This is a genomic window from Rhizobium sp. 2YAF20 (assembly GCF_052114685.1).
Lineage (GTDB): Bacteria > Pseudomonadota > Alphaproteobacteria > Rhizobiales > Rhizobiaceae > Rhizobium.
This window is the reverse complement of record NZ_JBFRFF010000010.1, coordinates 38,460-59,527: the sequence shown is the minus strand read 5'-3', so window position 1 is coordinate 59,527 and position 21,068 is coordinate 38,460. Positions and strand designations below refer to the sequence as shown.

The following is a 21,068-nucleotide window of genomic DNA, read 5'->3' as shown; positions in this document are numbered from 1 at the left end:
TCGCTTGATGCCAAATCAGTAAGCGAGAGCAAATGCCTGCGAATACGTCGACCATTTTCCAAGCGCCGTTGGAATTTCGCGTTCGAGCTATATGTCACTGAAATACGCGCCACCGGCATCGCTTACTGGATCACTCAGGCATCAACGTATATGGGAGCATGACTATGCAGGACATATCGGCCGCTACGCCAGAGAAGACAGTTCCCGTCCCACGGGATCCGCATCTGCGGGATCTCGCCGACTGTATCCGGTTTCTTTCGATGGATGCGGTGCAAATGGCAAAGAGCGGCCATCCGGGCATGCCGATGGGCATGGCGGATATCGCCACCGTCTTATTTTCCGAATTCATGAAGTTCGATGCGGGAGATCCACATTGGTTCGATCGCGACCGCTTTTTGATCTCGAACGGGCACGGCTCCATGCTGCTTTACAGCCTGCTGTATCTCACCGGGTACAAGGACATGACGATCGACGAGATCAAGCGGTTCCGTCAGATCGACAGCCGGACTGCTGGCCATCCCGAGTACCACCACGCCACCGGTATAGAGACCACCACGGGTCCCTTGGGGCAGGGCTTGGCGAACTCTGTCGGTTTTGCGCTGGCCGAGCGGATCATGAATGCAAAGTTCGGCGACGATCTTGTCGATCATTTTACCTACGTCTTCATGGGGGACGGTTGCCTTATGGAGGGTATCAGTCATGAGGCAATCTCGCTTGCCGGCCATCTGAAACTCGGCCGGCTCATCGCCTTCTTCGACAACAACTCCATTTCCATCGACGGTGCCACAAGCCTGGCGGTATCCGACGACCAGGCCGCGCGCTTTCGCGCCTCGAACTGGCACGTTCAAGAGATCGACGGTCACGACACCGACGCCATCCGCGCTGCGATCATCGAGGCTCAAAAGGTCACGGACAGGCCATCCATGATTTCTTGCCGCACGATCATCGGTTTTGGCTTTCCAACAAGAGCCGGAACGCAAAAGGCTCACAGCGACGCGCCTGGGGATGAAGAGATAGCCGGAGCTCGTCGAATTCTCAATTGGACAGCCGGTCCATTCGAGATACCGGTTCCCCTGTTGACGAACTGGCGTGAGACCGGAGCAAAGGGCCGCAAGGCTCGAATGGCCTGGGTGGATCGGGTGAAGGCCACTCAGGAAGATCATCGCCTCGATTTTGAACGACGGATGCGCGGCGAACTCCCTGCCAATTGGCGCGAGGCTGTCGCGGCGGCCAAGAAAGAACTCCTGGGAAGCGACAAGGACATCGCCACCCGTCAGGCCAGCGGCGTGGTCCTCAATCACCTGTTCGATGCCATCCCGGAAATGCTGGGCGGCTCGGCGGATCTGACGCCATCAAATAACACCAAGGCGAAAAACCAGGTGGAGATCACTCCCGGAATCTATTCCGGGTCTTACGTACATTATGGCGTTCGCGAACATGGTATGGCAGCAACGATGAACGGAATAGCCTTGCATGGGGGACTGATCCCCTACGGTGGCACGTTCATGACTTTCTCCGACTACTGCCGGCCATCGATCCGGCTGGCGGCGATGATGGAAATCCGAACCGTCTTTGTAATGACCCATGACTCCATCGGTCTGGGTGAAGATGGGCCGACCCACCAGCCTATCGAGCATTTGAGTGCGTTGCGGGCCATCCCGCAGCTTGCCGTCTATCGACCCGGCGATCCGATCGAGACGGCCGAATGCTGGGAAGCCATCTTGGATGCCCCGCGCCGCGCAGCGTTGATTGCTCTTTCGCGACAGCCCATGCCTTTGCTTCGACGGGAGACGAGTAGTGAGAACCTCTGCGCCAGAGGCGGCTACGTGCTGCAGGAGGCCGAGGCCGGCCCACGTCGCCTGACGATCATGGCCACCGGTTCAGAGCTGCAGCTTGCCGTGGAGGCGCGCAAAGTCCTGCAAGCTGAGGGTATTCCCACCGCCGTCGTATCGATGCCCTGTCGATTGCTCTTCGAGGAGCAGGACGCGGCCTACAGGCGTCACGTCCTGGGAGACGGCCGGGCGCGGGTCGCAGTCGAGGCGGCGGTCCAGGATTCATGGGATCGCTATCTCGGCCTCGAGGGGCGCTTTGTCGGCATGCATCGGTTCGGCGCTTCGGGAAAGATCGAAGATGTCTACAAGAAGTTCGACATCACAGCCGACGCGGTCGTCCGAGCCGGGCGAGAGTCTGTCCAAGCGATGGCGTCAGGTTAAGAGTGTCCGCCGCTGCGAGCGCGGCTTGAGCCTTGAGCCCATGGGGGCCGGCAAGTTGTTGCGGCCACCATCCTTTGACGCTGACCCAACTCAGCGCTTCAGCGGTGTTTTTGCCAAGGAGGAAAAACCAGATGGACCAACCGGGGAAACCAACTCAGGAGCAGAAGAAGGCTTATGACGCGGGTGCGCGAGCGTTCAAGGCCGAGGGCGACGAGGCAAAGAACCCTCATGCCGAGGGGAGCAATGCTGCCAAATATTGGGGATGCGGATTTCTCGATGCGCAGAAGGCCTCGCGCCAAGGGGGATGAAACCATTCCGCCCCAGAATTCTTGGAAGGGAGCACTCCCCACGCGTCAGGATCTTCAAACTTTGTGCCGCTGAAGTTTCGAGTTTTCAACCGTATCCGCTGAAGGCATGCGTAGTCGGCCCTGATCTCGGCCCTTGCGTATCCGCATCCCGACCATCGCATGATAACGGCAGTCAACGATGGTAGTGGCTGGTGTCATCGTGCACTTTCGCCGTTTCGCGAGCTCCGCACGATTTCAAAGGCTGTGCAAAAATCGCGGTCCGACGGAACTTCCTGTTCGATCGTTTGTTGAGCCTACAGCGTAATTGCAAGGATCGCCGAGATGGAAGACACCCTTACGCGGGCGCATGCTGCGGTGGAAGACCCGCTGACAAAGAAGCTTGCCGACGAATATCTGCATCTGGGAGGAAAGCGACTGCTGGTCATGGACGACAACGATCTGACCACCCGAAGCTGGGAACCGGACGCGCCGGAGGCCGATGCATTCTGGAAGCAGAACATTCAGTCTCTTCCCGACAAGCGACGAACGGAAGTACTTTCCTACCTTCCTTCGATAAATGCGACGTGATGATTTGATCGCACTTCGCCGGACTGACAGTGCAAGGCTGGATCAAAGCTTCGCGCCTATCCACTCGTTCGAATTGGCCCATTGTCGGATTTTCTGACGGCGTCATCAGCCTCTCCAGGACGTGTTCGGCGAATGTAACGATATCGCCCGTCAGGCCGCGGTCGACAAAAACTTTGCTGAGGACGCCGTGTTCTGTGAACCGCACGGCATTATTTGTGGGCGCAACGAGATCGCTCGCATTGCCAGCGTGATCCGAGCCACCCATCCGGACTTCCAGTATTTTGTAATCGTCGGACCGGAAGAGCTGCTTGGTACAGCTGGACGAATCCAGTGGGTGTCCGGTAGGTCCGGTGTGCCTCCGGAGTACGCCGGCACGGACGTGATTGTCGCAAGAGACGGCGTGATCGCGGAGGTCCACCTCTTCTTCGATGCGCTTCCCGGCGACAATCACTGATGGGTCAAAATCATGTTCCCCGCCATGGTGTCTTTCCACAAGGCAAGAATGCCATGGCAAGGAACAGAATCCCGCTCAGATACTGGTATCGACGGGTGTCTCTCATAGGAACTTCGAAACGTCTGCCGCGTTCGCCTCCATCGAGGAGGAGTTTCCATGTCTGTCCCGTTCGAACCTGCTGTGCCCCCGGCATCTCCACCGCCACTCGACACCCCGCCGTCCGATCCTGACCGCCGTCCCAGGGAAGAACCGCTGCCCGATCCGGAACCTGACGAAGGTGCCGCGCCCACGCAACCAACGGCCTCGCATCGCCCCACATGGGGTCTGCTATGCCATGGGGTTCGCCTCCAGACGTGGGGGGAACGGCATTGAACGACGACAGCTGGAGGACCGACCTGCGTCTGAAACTTGAGGATTTCGTCGACACGTTCGTCGTCGGCGGCGCGAACCAGAGCGACGTCTACGACGCTATCGTCAGCGAAATCAGCACATTCCGGGCTGCCTACGCACGCGATCCGGACCCAGCCGACCACGCGACGACTTGCGCAATCGAAGAGCCGTCCAACGACTGGCCCGCCGCCCAGGTGTAATCGCGCTCCAAGCGGTAAGGGCCGCTTCTGGCCGTCCGATGCGGATCTTGCTCGACGGCGCAAAAAGCCTCTGGCCGCTCGGTCGATGAGACGATCGCTGCCAAACCGACGGCGGAATGGGAATCGGTTTTTGGTCAGTTCGTTATATCGCCCACCCTGTTGACGCGGCTAGTCTACCAAGGCGTGTAGCCGAGACCGCTGAGGTGCCGTTTGGGAAAGCAACAGACATATTCAAGCGACGTCGCCTTCACACCGTCCGTGAAGGAGATTCAGGCCCGAAAGGGGTCGCGCCAGTCCTATTCGCGCGTCGAACAGCGTGGCGGATGGATGACCACGATTACGCCGGACCTGAAGGAGTTCATCGAAAGTCAGATCAGCATCTTCATGGCGACGGCCAACAAGGAGTGCCAGCCCTACATGCAGCATCGCGGAGGACCACCCGGCTTCCTGCGCGTGCTCGACGAAAAGACGCTGGGATTTGTCGATTTCTCCGGCAACCGGCAGTTCATTTCGCAAGGCAATCTGCTCGACAACGACAAAGCGCAGTTGTTCCTCATCGACTATGGCAGTCGCCAGCGTGTGAAGATCTGGGGAACGGCACGGGTCGTCGAGAACGATGCTGCGCTGGTCGCGCGGCTGATGCCCAAGGATTACAATGCCAAGCCCGAACAGACGATCGTTTTCCACGTCGATGCATGGGACGCCAATTGCCCTCAGCATATCCCGCTAAGATTCGAGGCTCCAGAGGTAGCGAAGATGCTCGAGCTCCGGGACGCCCGCATCAGGGAGTTGGAAGCGGAACTTTGGTCACTGAGAGAGACATAGCAGATCAAGAAACGCTTGGCGGCTCGCCCAGAAAGCTAGCCATCAATCTAGAAAAGGAGCTTTTCAACGTCGCGTCCACCGCTGCCGCCGTTCACTCTGGTAGCCGCAATTGAGAAGGTCAGGCTTGCCGAAGATGGCTGGAACAGCCGAGACAAAGTCAAGGTTTCGACCTCGATTCGCCCGTCGCGATCGCAACGAGAAAAACCATGTTCGACCGTGCTTCGACCGATCGGATCAAGCTTCTAAGCTATCACTTCCCTTATCCGGGAACAGGTTACGTCAAGAGAGCGGGCATGTCCTATCGATTCGAGCCGATCGCGTAACGAGCCCAAATTCCTTCGAGCCGTGATTTCAGCCAGGAGAACGATATGAGCCGAGAAAACAACATTGCCATCGCCAAGGCGCTGCTGGCGGCGATCGAAGGTGGAGTCGCGCCCGAAGCCATTGCCGAGGGCTTAACCGAGGACATGTCATTTGAGATCGAAGGCGACAGAGGTAGGCTTTCTTGGATCGGAACGCGAGCAGTGCGGTCGGCGGTAGCAAATTTTATCCGTGACAGCAGGACGCTCATTCGGCACTCCCGCTTTGGGGTCGAGGAATGCGCCGTGATTTTGGGACGGCTATCGACGGAAGTATTGGCCACGAAACCGATCATCAATCCCGCGTTTGTCATTGTCCTGACCCCGGCCAGCGCAAAGAACAGGTCGGTTTCAAATAATCGAAGACAGCTTCGAAGTTTCGCCTGCGGCAAGACCGGGCAGCTACGAGAGAAAACACACCGTCGACTGGAGGGTTGACCATGAATTCAGAATACGACGAGACCACCAACCCGGCGCTGACAGGCATCAAGGGGCTGTGTCCTCGGTGCCAGCGTGGCCATCTGTTCACGGGATATCTGAGGCTTGCGACCTCGTGCGAGGTCTGCGGGCTCGACTACTCTTTCGCAGATCCTGCCGATGGCCCCGCGTTCTTTGCCATGAGCATAGCTGCGGTGCCGGCGTTGCTTTTTGCCCTCTGGTTTCAATTCACATTCGAACCACCGCTCTGGATGCACCTGATTATCACGCTTCCGCTTACCGTCGGCGCTTGTGTCGTCTTGTTGCGTCCACTTAAGGGCTGGCTCGTCTGCTCGCAGTATTTCCACAAGGCGGAGGAGGGCCACATCGACCCAGGCTGAAAGGGATTTGCAAGCTCCGCCAGGCCCAAGGCGGGTGACACCGAGCGCGACGGGGTGCCGCTCTGCGACTTGAGCCTGGTTTCCACCGGAGGCTCCGTTGCGCGATCCAGCGTCGTGCAGCCTCCGGCCCCCACCAATGAGGAGTGAGCTATGAGGTCGAAGGACCGGACCCGAATTGAATGCGAGGCGGACGATGCGCAAACTGCCCCAGTAAGACATAGTCGTCAGATGATCGGCTGCCGTGAAACCTGAGACCTTCTTTCACCAACCCATGGACCTGCCGCCTATGATCAGCGCTCCGGTCGTGGCGAGATCAACGATCGCGGATTCATACTCCGGAATGAGTGTCTCGGCTCTCGGCGGCGGTGGGCGAACACCCGAAACGCGGCGCGCTGCCATATAGTCGAATTCGAAGCGCGCCACCCGAAAGCCTATATCGGCGAGGGCCGCAGCCGAACCGTTCATGCCGGCGAAGTTCATTGCGCCGCCGGCCCCGGGGGCCAAGAGCATGGTGGCGCGCCCGTCGTTCGGACCCAAAATCAAGAAGCTCGTCCATATCGAAAGCCATCGCTCGCGGATGGAGAAAACGGCGCGAACGCAGAACATATCGCGCCGATAAACCTTGTTCGGCTATTGTCACTTCCGATTGGCTAGCTGACATCTGAGCAATTGCGAGCTGTTGGAAATGACTGAATGTCAAATAGCGATGGACGCGAAATCCAGGCCCGTCCAGCGACTTATTCCGACCGCAATGGACGCAACCGTGCTCGACGCCAGTTGTTCGGAGTCTCGCCTACCATCCGGACAAACAGCCTAGTAAAGTGTGACTGATCGGCGAACCCGCAGCTTAACGCAAGTTCGCTAAGTGGCTCGCTGGTGGAAAGCATCAGGTCTTGGGCCCGCAGTATCCGCTGGCGCATGATATATGCGTGAGGCGTGTCGCCGAAAGAGGTCTTGAACGCCCGCCGAAACTGGCTGCAGCTTAGATTTGCGCGTTCGGCAAGTATCGATAGGGGTATGCTTCTTTCGACGTTTTCGCGGATGTGGCGGGTCACCGTGCGAGCTTGCCATGGAGCAAGCCCGCCGACATAAGGTGACGAAAGGCTCTGCGAATAAGAACGTCTCGCACTCTCGATGTGAATGAACTCGATCGCGAGGTCGACGCACGTTTCAGCCGCGTTTTCCTCGAGATCCCAGCCGGCGACGATCGTTTTGAGCAAAGACTTGAGGAGGTCTGGTGCGATATCGTGGCCGAACCCGCGAGAGCCAGGGCCCGCTTTGACATAGATTGGGGCGGGCAGAGAACTGGGCGTGGCCGAAAGCATGATCTATCCTCCAGGCATCAGTCGATTATTTCTGGCCGATCATAGGAGCATGGGGCGCGACGTGGGAACATATACATTGGTACCGACGCTACCATGGTCCATGTCGACGGCCATTGTTGGGAGCGCCAACTCACGCTTCGGAAACCGCCCGATTGTTCAAACCACGCCACTATGATGCAATCGGCTAAACCGCGGCCGCCATACCCTCCGTAGCGCTGCTCCTGTTCTGGGAGCAAATCCCACCAATGGAGAAGGCAATGCGAAACTCGGACTTTAGTGACATACCCGAATATAGAGCGGCCACCGGCTTCCCGATTGCAGTCATACTGCTTTCGATCTTCGGCATCACCGGCTATCTCGTCGCCGGCGGCGTACTGACCGAAAGCTCACATCCGCAGGCACGTGTGTATGTACCCTTGGCCGCGGCGGCCGTTCCAGAAAAACAGTGAGATGAACTTCGCACTGACGCAAGTATGGCTACGGCGAAGCCTTGTTGACATAGCGATGGCATCCGCGCCGATATCTCTCAGCGCGGATGTTTTGTCAACGGATGATGCGGAGACGGTGCCATCAGCGACACCGCGATCAAGCCGACGATTGCCGCATAGAAAGTAGTCCAGAAACCGTCGATGTAAGCTTGAACGTTAGCTTGCTGTTGAACCGCATTTCCCAGCGCGGCTAGGCCGCGTCTTGCCGTATCCAGATGCATCGTACTGTCGGTGACATGCAATCCGATCAGGTAGGAATGCAGCTGTTCGCGCTGCCTGATCCACGTCGCCATTACGGTCGCCGCAATCTCCGGACCGATCAGCCGCAGAACCTGGACATAGGCCGTGAGAGTTGTCGCGCGGGCCGGGTTTGCATTGCTGAACAGCGTCGTGACAGCCGCCAAGAACGTCACCTCTTCCGCGATCGTCTGCAGTAAGACGATGACCTCGAACTCGGGCAGCGACCAAAGGCTGCTCAGGGACGTTCCAAGCCACGAGGACAGTGCAAAGCAGGTGAAACCAACAATCAGCGCGACACGCGGTCCAACTGTTCTCACAAGCACGACCGCGCCAATCGTCGCACACACGAGAAGCAGGATCGCATGAGGCGCGGAAAAGTTGCCGATCTGCTCCGGTCGAAGATGCGCGACGGAGATCAAGAAGTTCGGCGCGAGCAGCGAACTTGAAAGGCTCGCAACCATGAACGAAAAAATTGCGAGGAAGCCTAGGGCAACGTTTCGTGTGAATATGGAAATATGTGCCCAGGGTTCCTTGACATGATGCTCGTGCAGCAAGAACACGACGATCAGGAACGCTGTCGCGATCAGCATCGAGACGATGAAACCCGACCGAAACCAATCGAGCCGGTTCCCCTGGTCCAACGCGACGAACAGCATCGTCAGTGCGACGCCCAGGATCGCCATTCCGCCCCAGTCGGCGCGTCCAAGCAGGCCTTTGTCGGTCTTTGCCGATTTAGCGCCAAACCAGACGAGTGCGCCGATGGCAGGGGCAATCAGCGCGTCCTGCCAATACAGCCATTGCCATCCTATCGTCTGGGGATAGCTGCCAGCCGTGTAGAGGCCCAGGTTCTGCGCGAAAGGGATTCGCACCACATAGAAGGCCAGCGCCACGATCCAGTATCTGCGGTCGAGATTTCGAAAGGCTGTCATCAGGGTGGCTCCGACGAAGACGCCCAGCAGCGCCGCGCGGACGGCATGTAGCGCGAGCAGGAGCTCGAAGGTCTGGAACAACGGAATGATGATCGACAGGGCCGTATAGACGATGGTCGGAACGATGAGGACCCGTTTGACGCCAAAGACCGCAACCAGCCAGGCGATACAGGGAGCCACAAGCACCTGCGGGGCTGTCGCGAAGGTGGCAAGCCAAGAACCTTCATCGAAGCTCAGCCCGAAGGCTCCGCGCAGATCGGGCAGCCCGACGCTTGTGGTACGCAGGTCGAGCGCGGTGAGGATCGCCGCCATGAGCACTGCGACGGCGACCAATGCCGGTCGTGAACGGTCGATTTCAAACGAAAGGGTGTCAGTCATGACATTTTCCTCCGATCCTTACTTCCGCGTGGTGATGCGGGTGACGACCGACATGCCGGGGCGGAGGCGTTCGAAGTCTGGCTGGAATGGATCCAGTTCGACACGGACGCTCAGGCGCTGTGCGACTTTTGTGAAATTTCCAGAAGCGTTGTCGGCGGGCAAAAGCGCGAAGGTCGAGCCACTCGCAGGGGCTATTCGCGCAACCGTTCCTTTGAAATTGCGTCCAGGAAAGGTATCGACGGAGATGTCGACCGGTTCGCCTTCGTGAACGTTGGCGAGTTGGTTTTCCTTATAGTTCGCCAGGACGAAGACGTCGGGAAGAGGCACGACCGAGATCATGCTTGTTCCAGCGGTGACGAAGGTCCCAAGTTGAACGTTCCGTCTGGCGACGACCCCGTCGAAAGGTGCCTTCACCGCTGTGTAGCTCAGCTCGAGTTCTGAAGCGGCCAGCTCGGCTGTTGATGTGTCGACGTTCGCGCTCAGCGCGTCTCGCTGCTTGGCAATGACGTCGAGCTGCGCTCGCTGGGCGGCAACGGTCGCTTCGTTCATCTTGGAATTTGCCAGCGCGCGTTCGTGGGCCGCTGTTGCCTTTTCAAGGTTCTGGAGCGAACTTGCGCCGGCGTCGTTTGCCAGTCTGGCTTGCCGGTCCAACTCCTTCTTTGTCTGGATCTCGTCTGCGGTGGATGCTTGCAGTTGTGCAACGGCAACGTCGATCTGGGCAAGTTGAAACGCGCGCTGGCTGGCGTTGTTCTCCAACTGGGCTTGAGCTGCTTCGAGCTTCGCCTTGGCGGAGCGTGCCGCCACTTCGTAGGGCGCGCGATCGATCGTGAACAATAGATCTCCCGCTTTGATTTTGGTGTAGTCATCGACGGAAACCGCTTCGACGGTGCCGCTCACACGCGCGCTGATGATGGATACGTCCGCGAACACCGCTGCATCGTCGGTGGTTTGGACGGATTTGCTGGCAATCCACCAATCCCAATTCGATGCGGCCCCAACCACTGCCAGTACGGCAATCACGATCGCTATCGCGGGAACCACTATCGGATTTTTAGCCACGGGGCTGACCCCGCCTTGGTGGGGCGCCGGTGTCAGGGCGGTCACATTCGTAAGGTCATGGGCCTTTGCGGTCGGATGTTTCGGTTTAAGCCAGGCCATTTCTTGTCCGTTCAGGGGACCACAGGTCCGCGTTGGAGGTCACTTCTAAGGCGTGCGCTCTGCTTCCCGGCAACCATCCCGATGCCGCAAAGGACATCGAGGACCCGGACAAGACGATCGCAAGCCTAATGTAAACGTGACGTATCGTTTCGTCAACGTGAAGGCTTGACAGGGCTGCCATGCAAGTCGCGCATGCACGATCTAAACCGCCACTCTCATCGCCCGATCATGTGCAAACAGATTTGCAAGCCTAAACGCTTGATTGAGACTGCGCGTTGCTCGAAGACCGATCGTCGTTTCTCGCCTAAGCAAGAAGCGCCCGCAGGCGGCCAGCGTGAGCCTGGCTCGACGACCTCGTGATTGGTCAAAGGCGTTGGTTGAGATCAATTGCGCTTAGGCATCGGCTCGTGTCTGCCGAGGGAAATTCAAGCTTTCAGCGGCCTATGATTTGCCGCGATCTGAGCCATGACGGAGGCAATGGGCCCCTCGTCATCAAGCTCGCATGTCAGAAGTCGCAACCAGCTGTAGCCAACCCACAGCGAGACCCTGTCATCGACATCGTCGAAGGCGATCTCGCCCCGATTTGCGGCAGTCGATAGGATTCGTCTGACGTCTGCGGTACGCTCAGGAAGAAATCTGTCGCGAAGGACTTCCAGGGATTCCTTGGTTCCCTGCGCTTCGGCGATAAGCCCTCGCAACGCGGAACCGGCCGAATTCGAGCGCCAGTACCGCCACAGGCCAGTTGTATAGCCGACCAGATCCTCAAGCAGCGATCCAGTGTCGGGAACCGTCACGGAAGCCGTTCGTTCGATCGTATAGATCGCGACAAACAAGTCCGCCTTCGTCGGATACCAGCGATAGATCGTCGTCTTTCCCGCACCGGCCCGGCGGGCCACCTCATCGATGGAAAAGCCCGCATATCCCTTTTCGCCAATCAATTCTATAGCGGCCGAAAGGACTGCGGCCTCGGCCTCCGGGCTGCGGCGAGATCCGATCGACGTTCGTCTTTTCAACGGGAGGGGCTTCGGCTCTTTTGTCATTCGACAGGCGTAGCGCAGAGACCATCCTGGAGCAACACGGAAACGATAGGCTTACCTGTCGACATAAATGTCGGTCATCAGCTCGCTTGGATCGGGCTGCGCGGCCGATGTCGCGAACTTTGCGTCTTCAGCGACAATAATCTTTACCGCCGCGTCGATCGCCTTGAGTGACAGAAGCTGGCAATCAGTCCGGACCCGTCGAGTTGACCCACCCGTTCCTCGAACCTGCGGATCAGCAGCATCATCCGGCCGTACTCCAGCAGATCGGTGCGCCCATCGTCGGACTGCACCAATGCTGCCCGTCTCGTCGGCTTGGTCGAGGGATTCTACGACATTGATGCCGGCTCCTTGAAAGCCCGGTCCCGGCGAACCCTCGTGCGTATCATGTCCGCGGAGTCCTGGTCTATTGTCGCAAGGTATCGGTGAGCGCGGTGATCGACGGACACACCTTGCCGACACCATTGTACAATAGACTTCGCGCAAAACGGGTCGTTCTATTGGCGGAATGGCACCGGGGAGCTTGGATTGGTTTCCGGGCAATCGCTTCAGGGAACGGTTATGGCGCGTCTTCTTTCGGTCAATGTCGGTTTGCCCAGCGACGTCCTCTGGCAGGGTAGGACCGTCAATACGGCCATCTGGAAGACGCCGGTCGCAGGACCGCGCATGGCGCGACGGCTGAATATCGATGGCGATGGGCAAGCCGATCTGGCGGGACACGGCGGCGAGCGGCGGGCCGTGTTCGTCTACCAGATGGATTCCTATCATTACTGGCAGAAGCACCTGTGCCGCGACGACTTCGTTTGTGGCCAGTTCGGAGAGAATTTCACGATCGACGGATTGCCTGACACGGAGGTCTGCATTGGCGACCGATACCGGATCGGCAGTGCGCTGTTTGAGGTGACGCAGCCGCGGGTGACTTGTTACCGGCTGGGTATTCGAATGAACGAGCCGGAAATGGCTGCGTTGGTGGTCAAGCATGGAAGACCCGGCTTTTACTTCCGTGTCATCGAGGAAGGCGAAGTACAGGCCGGGGACGAGGTCACCAAAATTGCGTCCGGGGCGGAGGCCATGAGCGTATTCGAGATCAACGCGCTGCTCTACTGGCCTGGCCATCCCCGCGACAAGCTGGAGCGCGCATTGCGCATCCCGGCGCTTGGTTCCGGCTGGCACGCCTCCTTCGAGGCGCTGTTGAAGCAGGCAGGCAAGGGCGTCGCGGCAACCGGGAACGCCGGTCTTGCCCCTCCGTCCGGCCCGCCGCTCGCGTGGCAGGGTTTTCGCCCGTTTCGCGTGACAAGCAAGGTGTGCGAGAGCCGAACCGTTGTATCTGTGATGCTTGAGCCCGCAGATGGACAACCGATTGCCGCCACGCTCGCCGGACAATTTATGGTGTTGCGGCTCGGCTCGGCTCCAGGTCCTGCATTGATGCGAAGCTATTCATTGTCAGGTCGGCCAGGCGAAAGGCACTACCGCGTCAGCGTCAAACGGGAGCCGCATGGCGCAGCCAGTCGGTACATCGAAGAGACGCTAGAGGTTGGCGACATCGTCGAAGCGAGCGCAGCACGCGGCAGCTTTACGATTCGACCTGGAGACACACCCGTCGTCCTGCTAAGCGCCGGGATCGGCGTGACACCGGTACTTGCTATGCTTCACGCGCTGGCGGCGGCAGCTCTGACCAGGGAAGTCTGGTGGCTATACGGCACCCGGAATGGTCGCGAACATCCCTTCGCAGGGGAGGCGCGCGACTTGCTGAACACGCTTGCTCACCCCCACAGCCACATCCGCTATAGCTCACCAGATCCCGACGATCGCCCGAATGTTGATTTCGATGCTCCCGGTCACCTGGACATGCAGGCGCTCAAAGCGCTCGGTCTGCCAACCGATGCTGATTTCTATATCTGCGGGCCGCCGCGCTTCATGACCGATCTGACCACAGGCCTTGCGGCATCAGGCATTGCATCGGATCAAATCCACACCGAGACGTTCGGTTCGGGCTCATCCATCACGCCCGGCATCGCCGCCGCGCCGCGCCGCCCTGCGCGCCCGCCGGACGGGCCTTCTCACTCCGGCGCGTTGGTTTCGTTCGCACGCACTGGGCTAAGTGTGCGCTGGGAGCCGGCCTTCGATAGTCTGCTTGAGTTGGCCGAGGCTTGCGACGTGCCCGTGCGATGGTCGTGCCGAACGGGTGTCTGTCACACCTGCGAAACCGGGCTTGTAGCGGGTAGCATTGGCTACCGCCCTGATCCGGTCGATGCACCGGCAGATGGCAATGTGCTGATCTGCTGCTCGCATCCCAAGGGCGACATCGTGATTGACCTTTAACGAGATGAGTGAGGAGTTCAAATGCGATCCGACATTGTTCCGGGAGCGATATTTCCCGACTATGAACTTAGCGACCACACCGCAAGGCACAGGAAACTCTCCGAGCTGCAGGGAGACGACCCGATGGTGCTGGTCTTGGGCCGAGGCGGCTTCTGTCCAAAGGATCGCAGGCAAGCCGAAGGCTTGTTGCAACTCCACCGCGAGATGGAGGTCGGCTATTGCCGACTGGTGACGATCACCACCGACACCATTGCGCAGACGAACGAATATCGCAGTGGTGTGGGTGCCCACTGGCCGTTTCTCTCCGATCCGCGACGCCTGATCCAGAAGGATCTGGACATCGCCGAATATACCGACGCTGTGCACGATCCAATGATCCCCCATGTGATCGTGGTCGAACCTGGCCTCGTCATTTACAAGATCTACAACGGGTACTGGTTCTTCGGCCGACCCACCGTCGAAGATCTGCGCCAGGATCTGCGCGCGGTTGGCATGAGGTGTCGGCGCGACTGGGATATAACCAAACCCGAACTGCAGGCCGCGTGGGAGCAGGGTCGCAAGGATATGTTCTACCCCTATGGCAAGTCCTATGTCGAAACCATTCGCGCTCAGGATTGACTGACATGGATCGCGTTTTCCCGGACGATCTTCCCCTCTACCCTGAGGATCTGGCAATATGCCAGCGTGTCTATGATGCTCTGCGGCAAGAATGCGGAATCGAGCACGATCCGGCCATGTGCGACCTTCTCGCCTGGCACGCAATCACATATTACAGGAGAGGCGTGAAGGACGAAGCACAGCTCCGCCACCTTGCCAAGTCGACGATGGATCAGGCCCAACGACAAATCCTCTCGACGGGCGCCGGCCGCTTATCCGATTGATTTATATTATCAACGAACAACAAACGCCGCAGGCCTACTCCGCGGCGAGGAAACGTGGAGCGGAGCGCGCAGTCCGAGGGGCCGTCGGGACTCCGGCTACCGACACCTGCGCACCCGCCAATGTGTACCCGTTGGCCTTGCAAGAACATTGCTCGAAAAGCGCAAGTTTGGCGGGAAGCGGCTGAAGGCAACGTTGTCCACATGCACTTGCGGCCACCCAGTTGCGCGGCAGCGCGACCCGCTGGTAGTGGCAAGCGAGTTGACCATGACGGTCACCCATCAGGCGATCACAGAAACATTGATCAATGGCAGCTCCAACGAAGCTCCCTCGTTTTTGCGGGCGGCAGGACAATTTGTCGTTGAACCCTATGCCGACATCCGATGATACCGCTTTCGATACTCCGCCGGTGTCACGCCGACCTGACGCGTGAAGGCTCTTCTGAGTGTATCGGCATCGGTGAATCCACATTCGACCGCCACCTGCTTCGGGGCTACGTGAGCTTCTTCCAACAGCCTTCTTGCAACGCGAATTCGCGCTGCCTCCACCCAAGCCGCTGGTGTAACCCCCACCTCCTCTCGAAACAGCCGAGCGAAATGGCGAGGGCTCACCTCCATGCGCTTTGCCAAACCGGCGACACTATGATTGACGGCCGGGTTGGCGGCGACCCATCGCTGGATTTCTTGCAGAGCTGACCGCCCGACCGGAGCGGCCTCGCCTTTGCGACTGAACTGCATCTGCCCGCCCGGTCGCTTGAAAAACATGACGAGCTGGCTCGCGACTTTTCGCGCCACGTCCCGGCCGAGATCCTCCTCGACCAAAGCCAGCGCCATATCCAGGCCTGCCGTGACACCCGCAGCCGTGCGCAGGCGGCCATCGCAAATGTGCATTGCATCCGCTTCGACCGTGACTGAGGGATATCTTTGCGCCAATCTTTCGGCAACTGCCCAATGGGTGGTGACGCGATGTCCGTCGAGCAGCCCCGCGGCCGCCAGAAAAAATGCCCCGCTACAGACCGATCCGAAACGACGCATCTCAGGAGTGACCTGACGCAGCCAGTCTACGACCGACTGGTCACTTTCGACGTCGGCCATATTGGGGCAGCCCGCGACAAGTAGTGTGTCGATCGTGAGCTCTATCCGGTCGGCGATGACGTAATCGGCAACGAGCTTTACCCCCGAGGAGCTGCGAATATGCCCGTGCGTGGTTGCGACGACGACAGGTCGATAGACATGCGAACCGGACTGAACGTTTGCCTCGGCAAAGACATCTAGCGGCCCAGACACGTCGAGCAGTTGGACACCCGGCATTGCGAGGATCGCGATGGTTTTGAGACTGGGCTGCATGACTGATGTCCGAATTGGAAGGGTTAAGGCAGTATTCGTCGTAACACGGCAAATACTGACGCGCAATTCGGCAGTAGGATCGGGGTACAGAAACCACAAGGAGACGCTTCAATGGCGATGATATTGAGCGATGTCGGCATCCCGGACAGCAAGCTTGCTCGCGAAGTCACAGAACTGGTGCGGGACACGGCCTCCCCCTTGCTCTTCCACCATTCAAGCCGGGTCTATTATTTCGGGGCGCTTGCTGGAAAGCATCGCGGCCTGAAATTCGACCCCGAACTGCTCTACACGGGAGCCATGTTCCACGACATGGGGCTCACGCCCCAGCACAGCAGCGCCAATGAGCGTTTCGAAGTGGACGGTGCGAACGCAGCGCGCGATTTCCTGCTGACGCATGGAATCGCGCAAAGCGATATTGATACGGTCTGGACGGCGATCGCGCTGCACACGACACCGGGCATTCCTCAGCACATGCACCCGGTCGTCGCCCTCGTGACTGCCGGCGTGGAAATGGACGTTCTCGGGCTCACATATCCCGAATATAGCGACGCAGAGCGCGAAGCGGTCGTGCATGCGAATCCGCGCACGGAGAATTTCAAGGAGGACATAGTCCAAGCGTTCTACGATGGGATCAAACACAAGCCGGGTACGACGTTCGGAAACGTCAAGGCAGACGTGCTTGCAGACAAAGACCCGCATTTCCATCGGGGCAACTTCTGCAGCGTTATCCGAGCGTCCCGTTGGACTGCCTGATAGCAAGATGACGAGCAGGCACCGATTTGCTTCTCACCGTCGCGTCAATGACTGCGTTGCAAGCAGCCGGTGTTCAGACAGGCGATGCGGTCACTTTTTACAAAGCGCGCGGTTTCCGTTCTAGCAAGTCCGATCCGCTGACAATATCGCCTCAGTCGAAGGATAACTCGCCGTGGAGAGCTACCACCGATGAACGAGGATATGATCCACAAGGCCCTTTCGTCGCCGTTCCGCAGGCAGGTGCTCCAGTGGTTAAAGGATCCAAGCACCTCTAGCCCAGGCGGAATTTCCTCGGTCGGTCTCTCCGGCCGGGAGATAGAGACCCTCGGCGGTCTGTCTCAATCGACGACGTCCACTCATTTGAAACTCATGTGCTCTGCGGGGTTGGTAACCGTCAGGCGGCACGGTCAGATCGCGATCTTCTCACGCAACGAGGATACGATCGCGAAGTTTGCCGCAACGATGACTGCGTCTCTTTAGGGCTTCCGATCGGGCTTTGGGCCGTCCTTCGATTGTCAGTCGGCCAGGCTTTGGCGGGGAGCCCCGCCGACTGATTCTAAACCTAGAGAAAAGCGTGGTCGCTAGGGTTGTACCCGGACGCACCTTTATCGACGTCGTCTGGCAGGAGCATGTCATTGTGCGCTCCGCCCGGCCGGATCATTGGAAGACAATTCTCAAGCTGGGCGACCCTGCAGTCGAAGATTACCGGCCCCTTCGCATCAATCATCTCCATGATCGCCCCATCCAGCTCATCAGGCTTTTCGCAACGGATCCCGTGCACGCCGTAGGCATCGGCGAGCTTCATGAAGTCCGGCACCGTTTCGCTGTAGCTGCGCGAACGACGGTATACATCGGAGACATGCTGTAGCTGGCGGACCATTCCCATGTAAGCGTTGTTGAGAATGAAAATCTTGATCGGCGCGTTGTGTTGAACGGCAGCCGACATCTCCTTCATCGTCATCTGGACGGAAGCGTCGCCGGCGATGTCGATGACGAGGCTGTTGGGGTGAGCGATCTGGACGCCAAGGGCTGCAGGCAAACCATAACCCATGGTTCCCGAGCCGCCCGATGTCATCCAACGGTTGGGCTCCTCGATGCCGTAGTGCTGGGCGGCCCACATCTGATGTTGCCCGACCTCGGTCGTGATGAACGTGTCCCGATCCTTGGTGAGCTCGTAGAGGCGCTCGATCGCGTACTGCGGCATAATGACATCGTCGCTCATGGCGTAGGACAAAGAGTTCCGCGCACGCCACGAGGCAATCTTCTCCCACCATTCAACGAGCCTTGTCTTGTCCGTCCATGCCGCCCGTGCGCGCCACTGGCGAACGAGGTCGGCAAGCACTTTGCCCGCGTCTCCCTGAATGGCGATATCGACAGGAACATTCTTGTTGAACGAGGAAGTGTCGACGTCGATATGGATCTTTCGCGAGTGCGGTGAAAAGCGGTCGACGCGCGCGGTGACCCGGTCGTCGAACCGTGCGCCGATGCTGACCATGACGTCACAGTCGTGCATTGCCATGTTCGCCTCGTAGGATCCGTGCAGGCCGGCCATCTTGAGCCAGTTCGGGCCGGATGCCGGATAGGCACCCAGTCCCATGAGCGTCGAGGTTATCGGAAACCCTGTGAGAGCGACGAGTTCCCGAAGTAGTTTTGAGGCTTCCGGTCCGGAATTGATGATGCCGCCGCCCGTATAGATGACGGGTTTTCGCGCGGTCGCCATCAACGCAACCGCGGCTTCGATCTCTTTTGAACCGGGGAAATGCGATCGCTGACGGTTCTCGACCACGCCGACGGCTTCCGGAGCGGTGTAGCTTCCCAAGGCAAATTGAACGTCCTTCGGCAGGTCGATCAGGACAGGACCCGGACGCCCTGACATGGCTATCTTGAAAGCCTTGTGGATGACCGTCGCAAGCTGGCTGACATCGCTGACGAGGAAGTTGTGCTTGGTGCATGAGCGGGTGATGCCGACCGCGTCACATTCCTGAAAGCCGTCGGTGCCGATCAGGTTTGTGGGCACCTGTCCGCACAGGCAGATGATCGGAACCGAATCCATGATGGCGTTCTGCAAGGGAGTGACCGCGTTGGTGACGCCTGGTCCCGATGTGACCAGCATCACGCCGGCTTTGCCCGTCGAGCGGGCGTAGCCTTCGGCGGCGTGGCCTGCGCCCTGTTCATGCCGGACCAGAACATGTGTGATGTCATCTTGCTGGAACAGCTCGTCGTAGATCGGCAGGACGGCTCCGCCAGGAATCCCGAAGATGTGCTCGACGCCGTTGTCCTTGAGCGCCTGTATGATGATCTGCGCCCCGGTGATCCGCGGGCGTGCGTCGTCGTTGGAAGAAGTCATGATTTCTATCCGTTTCAGTGTGATTGTCTGGGATGAAGCCTGACGGAGCGGCCCTGTTTCAGGGCATAAAAAAAGGCCCCGTCAGGAGCCTGTTTACCGCGCATGGGAGCTTTCGCCGGATGGCTACGCCATCCTGCCCATGCGCTCAATCACCACCGTGGATACCATCGAAGTCTTCATGCGATCGCTGATAATCCCAAATTTTTAGATCGTCAATGCTCAAAAGTCGTACCAGGGTTTCGCTTCCTGCATGGATCGGAAGCGCGCTTCCTCCAGCTTGTTTGTGTAACTTTTACGGCGCGAACGCCCTGAGTAGATCGGGCAGCAGCGGTTCCTACCTCATCCAAAGGTATCGCCTACACCATGGTGCAATGGCTTTGATGCCTGCAGCCGTCTACCTTTTTTGCATTCGAGACATCTAAAGACGGGAGGACAGTATGACAGACAGATCGCTTTGCGCTACGCGCCGCGAGCTTCTTGCAGCCGCCGTCATCGGTGGGACCGTGAGCCTCTTGGCTGGAGGAGTAAGGGCAACAGCCCAAGCCGTCCAGATCCGTCCCTTCAAGGTGGAGATCCCGCAGGACCAACTCACCGACCTTCAGCTGCGCATCGCTGCCACTCGCTGGCCGGACAGAGAGCTGGTCAAGGATTCTACGCAAGGGGTCCAGCTCGATACTGCACGGGCTATCGCAAAATATTGGGCGAAGGATTATGACTGGCGCAAATGCGAGGCGAGGCTCAACGCCCTGCCACAATTCACGACCGAGATCGACGGGGTGGATATTCACTTTATCCACGTTCGCTCCAAGGAAAACAACGCTCTGCCGCTGATTGTCACCCATGGCTGGCCCGGCTCGATCCTCGAGCAGATAAAGATCATCGAACCGCTCACCAACCCGACGGCGCACGGGGGATCCGCCTCTGATGCGTTCGACATTGTTATCCCCTCGATGCCCGGCCACGGTTTTTCCAGCAAGCCGACGGTGCTTGGCTGGGACCCGATCCGCATCGCGAAGGCCTGGATCGTGCTGATGGAGCGCCTCGGCTACGACAGATACGTGGCGCAGGGCGGCGACTGGGGCGATGCCGTCACCGAACAGATGGCGCTGCTGACGCCACTTGGGCTGCTCGGTATACACGTCAACATGCCGGCAACCGTTCCCGACGTTGTTGCGAAAGCGCTGCAGGCCGGTGGCCCACCACCTGCCGGTCTTGCAGCCGATGAACTGCAGGCCTACCAGCAGTTGGACACCTTCTACAAGCATGGTCTCGGCTACGCGATCGAGATGGCGAACCGACCGCAGACGCTCTACGGGATCGTGGACTCCCCCGTCGGCCTGGTATCGTGGATGATCGACCACGACGTAAAAAGTTACGAATTGATCGCACGGGTTTTTGCCGGACAGAGCGAGGGCTTGACCCAAGACGACATCCTCGACAACGCCACGCTCTATTGGCTCACCAACACGGGCATATCATCGGCTCGCCTTTACTGGGAGAGCAAGCTTGCCTTCTTCGCCCCGAAAGGCGTGGCGATCCCGGTCGGCGTCAGTGTGTTTCCGGATGAGCTCTACGCCGCACCCAAAAGCTGGGCTGAGAAGGCCTATCCAAAGCTCATCCACTACAACAAGCTGGAAAAGGGCGGCCACTTTGCTGCCTGGGAACAGCCGATAGCGCTCACCTCCGAGATCAGGGATACGTTCAAGACGCTGCGTTGATCGGAGACAGTCGC

General features: G+C 58.9%; 21 protein-coding genes and 2 pseudogenes. 16 read left to right on the top strand and 7 right to left on the bottom strand.

The features are described from left to right. Positions 1-164 precede the first annotated feature (164 nt). The 9 genes and pseudogenes from tkt (at position 165) to AB4Z52_RS14825 (ending at position 6,134) form a co-directional block, all read left to right on the top strand. Positions 165-2,213 carry a transketolase gene (gene tkt, locus AB4Z52_RS14865; protein WP_442218698.1) on the top strand — a complete coding sequence of 683 codons (2,049 nt, stop codon included), beginning with the start codon at positions 165-167 and terminating at the stop codon, positions 2,211-2,213. Between the two features lie 131 nt (positions 2,214-2,344). Then, positions 2,345-2,521 (top strand): hypothetical protein, encoded by a 177-nt coding sequence (locus tag AB4Z52_RS14860; RefSeq protein ID WP_442218697.1) that lies wholly within the window; start codon positions 2,345-2,347, stop codon positions 2,519-2,521. 321 nt (positions 2,522-2,842) lie between these two features. Then, on the top strand, positions 2,843-3,088 hold the full coding sequence (locus AB4Z52_RS14855; protein WP_442218696.1) for a hypothetical protein: 246 nt from the start codon (positions 2,843-2,845) through the stop codon (positions 3,086-3,088). Positions 3,089-3,275: 187 nt separating this feature from the next. Beyond that, on the top strand, positions 3,276-3,542 hold the full coding sequence (locus AB4Z52_RS14850) for a hypothetical protein (protein ID WP_442218695.1): 267 nt from the start codon (positions 3,276-3,278) through the stop codon (positions 3,540-3,542). Positions 3,543-3,910: 368 nt separating this feature from the next. Continuing rightward, the gene (locus AB4Z52_RS14845) at positions 3,911-4,132 is read left to right on the top strand and encodes a hypothetical protein (RefSeq protein ID WP_442218694.1); all 222 of its coding nucleotides are present in this window, start codon (positions 3,911-3,913) and stop codon (positions 4,130-4,132) included. Positions 4,133-4,342: 210 nt separating this feature from the next. Beyond that, positions 4,343-4,957: a pyridoxamine 5'-phosphate oxidase family protein gene (locus tag AB4Z52_RS14840; RefSeq protein ID WP_442218693.1), complete on the top strand. Its 615-nt coding sequence runs from the start codon at positions 4,343-4,345 to the stop codon at positions 4,955-4,957. An 81-nt stretch (positions 4,958-5,038) separates the two neighbouring features. Beyond that, positions 5,039-5,125: pseudogene (locus tag AB4Z52_RS14835) on the top strand (DUF1348 family protein); the annotation flags it as partial. 200 nt (positions 5,126-5,325) lie between these two features. Then, the gene (locus tag AB4Z52_RS14830; protein ID WP_442218692.1) at positions 5,326-5,754 is read left to right on the top strand and encodes a hypothetical protein; all 429 of its coding nucleotides are present in this window, start codon (positions 5,326-5,328) and stop codon (positions 5,752-5,754) included. Between the two features lie 2 nt (positions 5,755-5,756). After that, on the top strand, positions 5,757-6,134 hold the full coding sequence (locus tag AB4Z52_RS14825; protein ID WP_442218691.1) for a DUF983 domain-containing protein: 378 nt from the start codon (positions 5,757-5,759) through the stop codon (positions 6,132-6,134). A gap of 267 nt (positions 6,135-6,401) precedes the next feature. Here the strand turns inward: AB4Z52_RS14825 and AB4Z52_RS14820 are convergent. Both AB4Z52_RS14820 and AB4Z52_RS14815 read right to left on the bottom strand, forming a co-directional pair. Further along, a pseudogene (locus AB4Z52_RS14820) lies at positions 6,402-6,692 on the bottom strand (alpha/beta family hydrolase); the annotation flags it as partial. A 179-nt stretch (positions 6,693-6,871) separates the two neighbouring features. Next, positions 6,872-7,459 carry a helix-turn-helix domain-containing protein gene (locus tag AB4Z52_RS14815; RefSeq protein WP_442218690.1) on the bottom strand — a complete coding sequence of 196 codons (588 nt, stop codon included), beginning with the start codon at positions 7,457-7,459 and terminating at the stop codon, positions 6,872-6,874. Positions 7,460-7,716: 257 nt separating this feature from the next. On the opposite strand from AB4Z52_RS14815, the gene AB4Z52_RS14810 reads away from it, so the two are divergent. Continuing rightward, positions 7,717-7,908, top strand: coding sequence for a hypothetical protein (locus tag AB4Z52_RS14810; RefSeq protein ID WP_442218689.1), 192 nt, complete (start codon positions 7,717-7,719; stop codon positions 7,906-7,908). Positions 7,909-7,985: 77 nt separating this feature from the next. Here AB4Z52_RS14810 and AB4Z52_RS14805 read toward each other — a convergent pair whose 3' ends face one another. From AB4Z52_RS14805 to AB4Z52_RS14795, 3 genes are all read right to left on the bottom strand, one after another. After that, positions 7,986-9,494: an MFS transporter gene (locus AB4Z52_RS14805; protein ID WP_442218688.1), complete on the bottom strand. Its 1,509-nt coding sequence runs from the start codon at positions 9,492-9,494 to the stop codon at positions 7,986-7,988. Positions 9,495-9,512: 18 nt separating this feature from the next. Next, a complete protein-coding gene (locus AB4Z52_RS14800; protein ID WP_442218687.1) occupies positions 9,513-10,652 on the bottom strand; it encodes an HlyD family secretion protein in 1,140 nt (379 codons plus the stop codon). A 425-nt stretch (positions 10,653-11,077) separates the two neighbouring features. Further along, positions 11,078-11,665, bottom strand: coding sequence for a TetR/AcrR family transcriptional regulator (locus AB4Z52_RS14795; RefSeq protein WP_442218686.1), 588 nt, complete (start codon positions 11,663-11,665; stop codon positions 11,078-11,080). A 585-nt stretch (positions 11,666-12,250) separates the two neighbouring features. Here AB4Z52_RS14795 and AB4Z52_RS14790 point away from each other — a divergent pair. From AB4Z52_RS14790 to AB4Z52_RS14780, 3 genes are read left to right on the top strand one after another with little or no spacing between them, the layout of a single operon-like run. Continuing rightward, positions 12,251-14,011: an MOSC domain-containing protein gene (locus AB4Z52_RS14790; protein WP_442218685.1), complete on the top strand. Its 1,761-nt coding sequence runs from the start codon at positions 12,251-12,253 to the stop codon at positions 14,009-14,011. 21 nt (positions 14,012-14,032) lie between these two features. Further along, on the top strand, positions 14,033-14,629 hold the full coding sequence (locus tag AB4Z52_RS14785) for a redoxin domain-containing protein (RefSeq protein WP_442218684.1): 597 nt from the start codon (positions 14,033-14,035) through the stop codon (positions 14,627-14,629). A gap of 5 nt (positions 14,630-14,634) precedes the next feature. Beyond that, the gene (locus AB4Z52_RS14780) at positions 14,635-14,892 is read left to right on the top strand and encodes a hypothetical protein (RefSeq protein ID WP_442218683.1); all 258 of its coding nucleotides are present in this window, start codon (positions 14,635-14,637) and stop codon (positions 14,890-14,892) included. 366 nt (positions 14,893-15,258) lie between these two features. Here the strand turns inward: AB4Z52_RS14780 and AB4Z52_RS14775 are convergent, their stop codons facing one another. Continuing rightward, positions 15,259-16,236 carry a GlxA family transcriptional regulator gene (locus AB4Z52_RS14775; protein ID WP_442218682.1) on the bottom strand — a complete coding sequence of 326 codons (978 nt, stop codon included), beginning with the start codon at positions 16,234-16,236 and terminating at the stop codon, positions 15,259-15,261. A 111-nt stretch (positions 16,237-16,347) separates the two neighbouring features. On the opposite strand from AB4Z52_RS14775, the gene AB4Z52_RS14770 reads away from it, so the two are divergent. Continuing rightward, the gene (locus AB4Z52_RS14770) at positions 16,348-16,989 is read left to right on the top strand and encodes an HD domain-containing protein (RefSeq protein ID WP_442218681.1); all 642 of its coding nucleotides are present in this window, start codon (positions 16,348-16,350) and stop codon (positions 16,987-16,989) included. 189 nt (positions 16,990-17,178) lie between these two features. Beyond that, complete coding sequence (locus tag AB4Z52_RS14765) at positions 17,179-17,469, top strand: ArsR/SmtB family transcription factor (RefSeq protein WP_442218680.1); 291 nt, start codon at positions 17,179-17,181, stop codon at positions 17,467-17,469. Positions 17,470-17,551: 82 nt separating this feature from the next. Here AB4Z52_RS14765 and AB4Z52_RS14760 read toward each other — a convergent pair whose 3' ends face one another. Continuing rightward, the gene (locus AB4Z52_RS14760; protein ID WP_442218679.1) at positions 17,552-19,336 is read right to left on the bottom strand and encodes an acetolactate synthase 3 large subunit; all 1,785 of its coding nucleotides are present in this window, start codon (positions 19,334-19,336) and stop codon (positions 17,552-17,554) included. Between the two features lie 437 nt (positions 19,337-19,773). Here AB4Z52_RS14760 and AB4Z52_RS14755 point away from each other — a divergent pair, with 437 nt between their 5' ends. Then, on the top strand, positions 19,774-21,054 hold the full coding sequence (locus AB4Z52_RS14755; RefSeq protein ID WP_442218678.1) for an epoxide hydrolase family protein: 1,281 nt from the start codon (positions 19,774-19,776) through the stop codon (positions 21,052-21,054). Positions 21,055-21,068 lie beyond the last annotated feature (14 nt).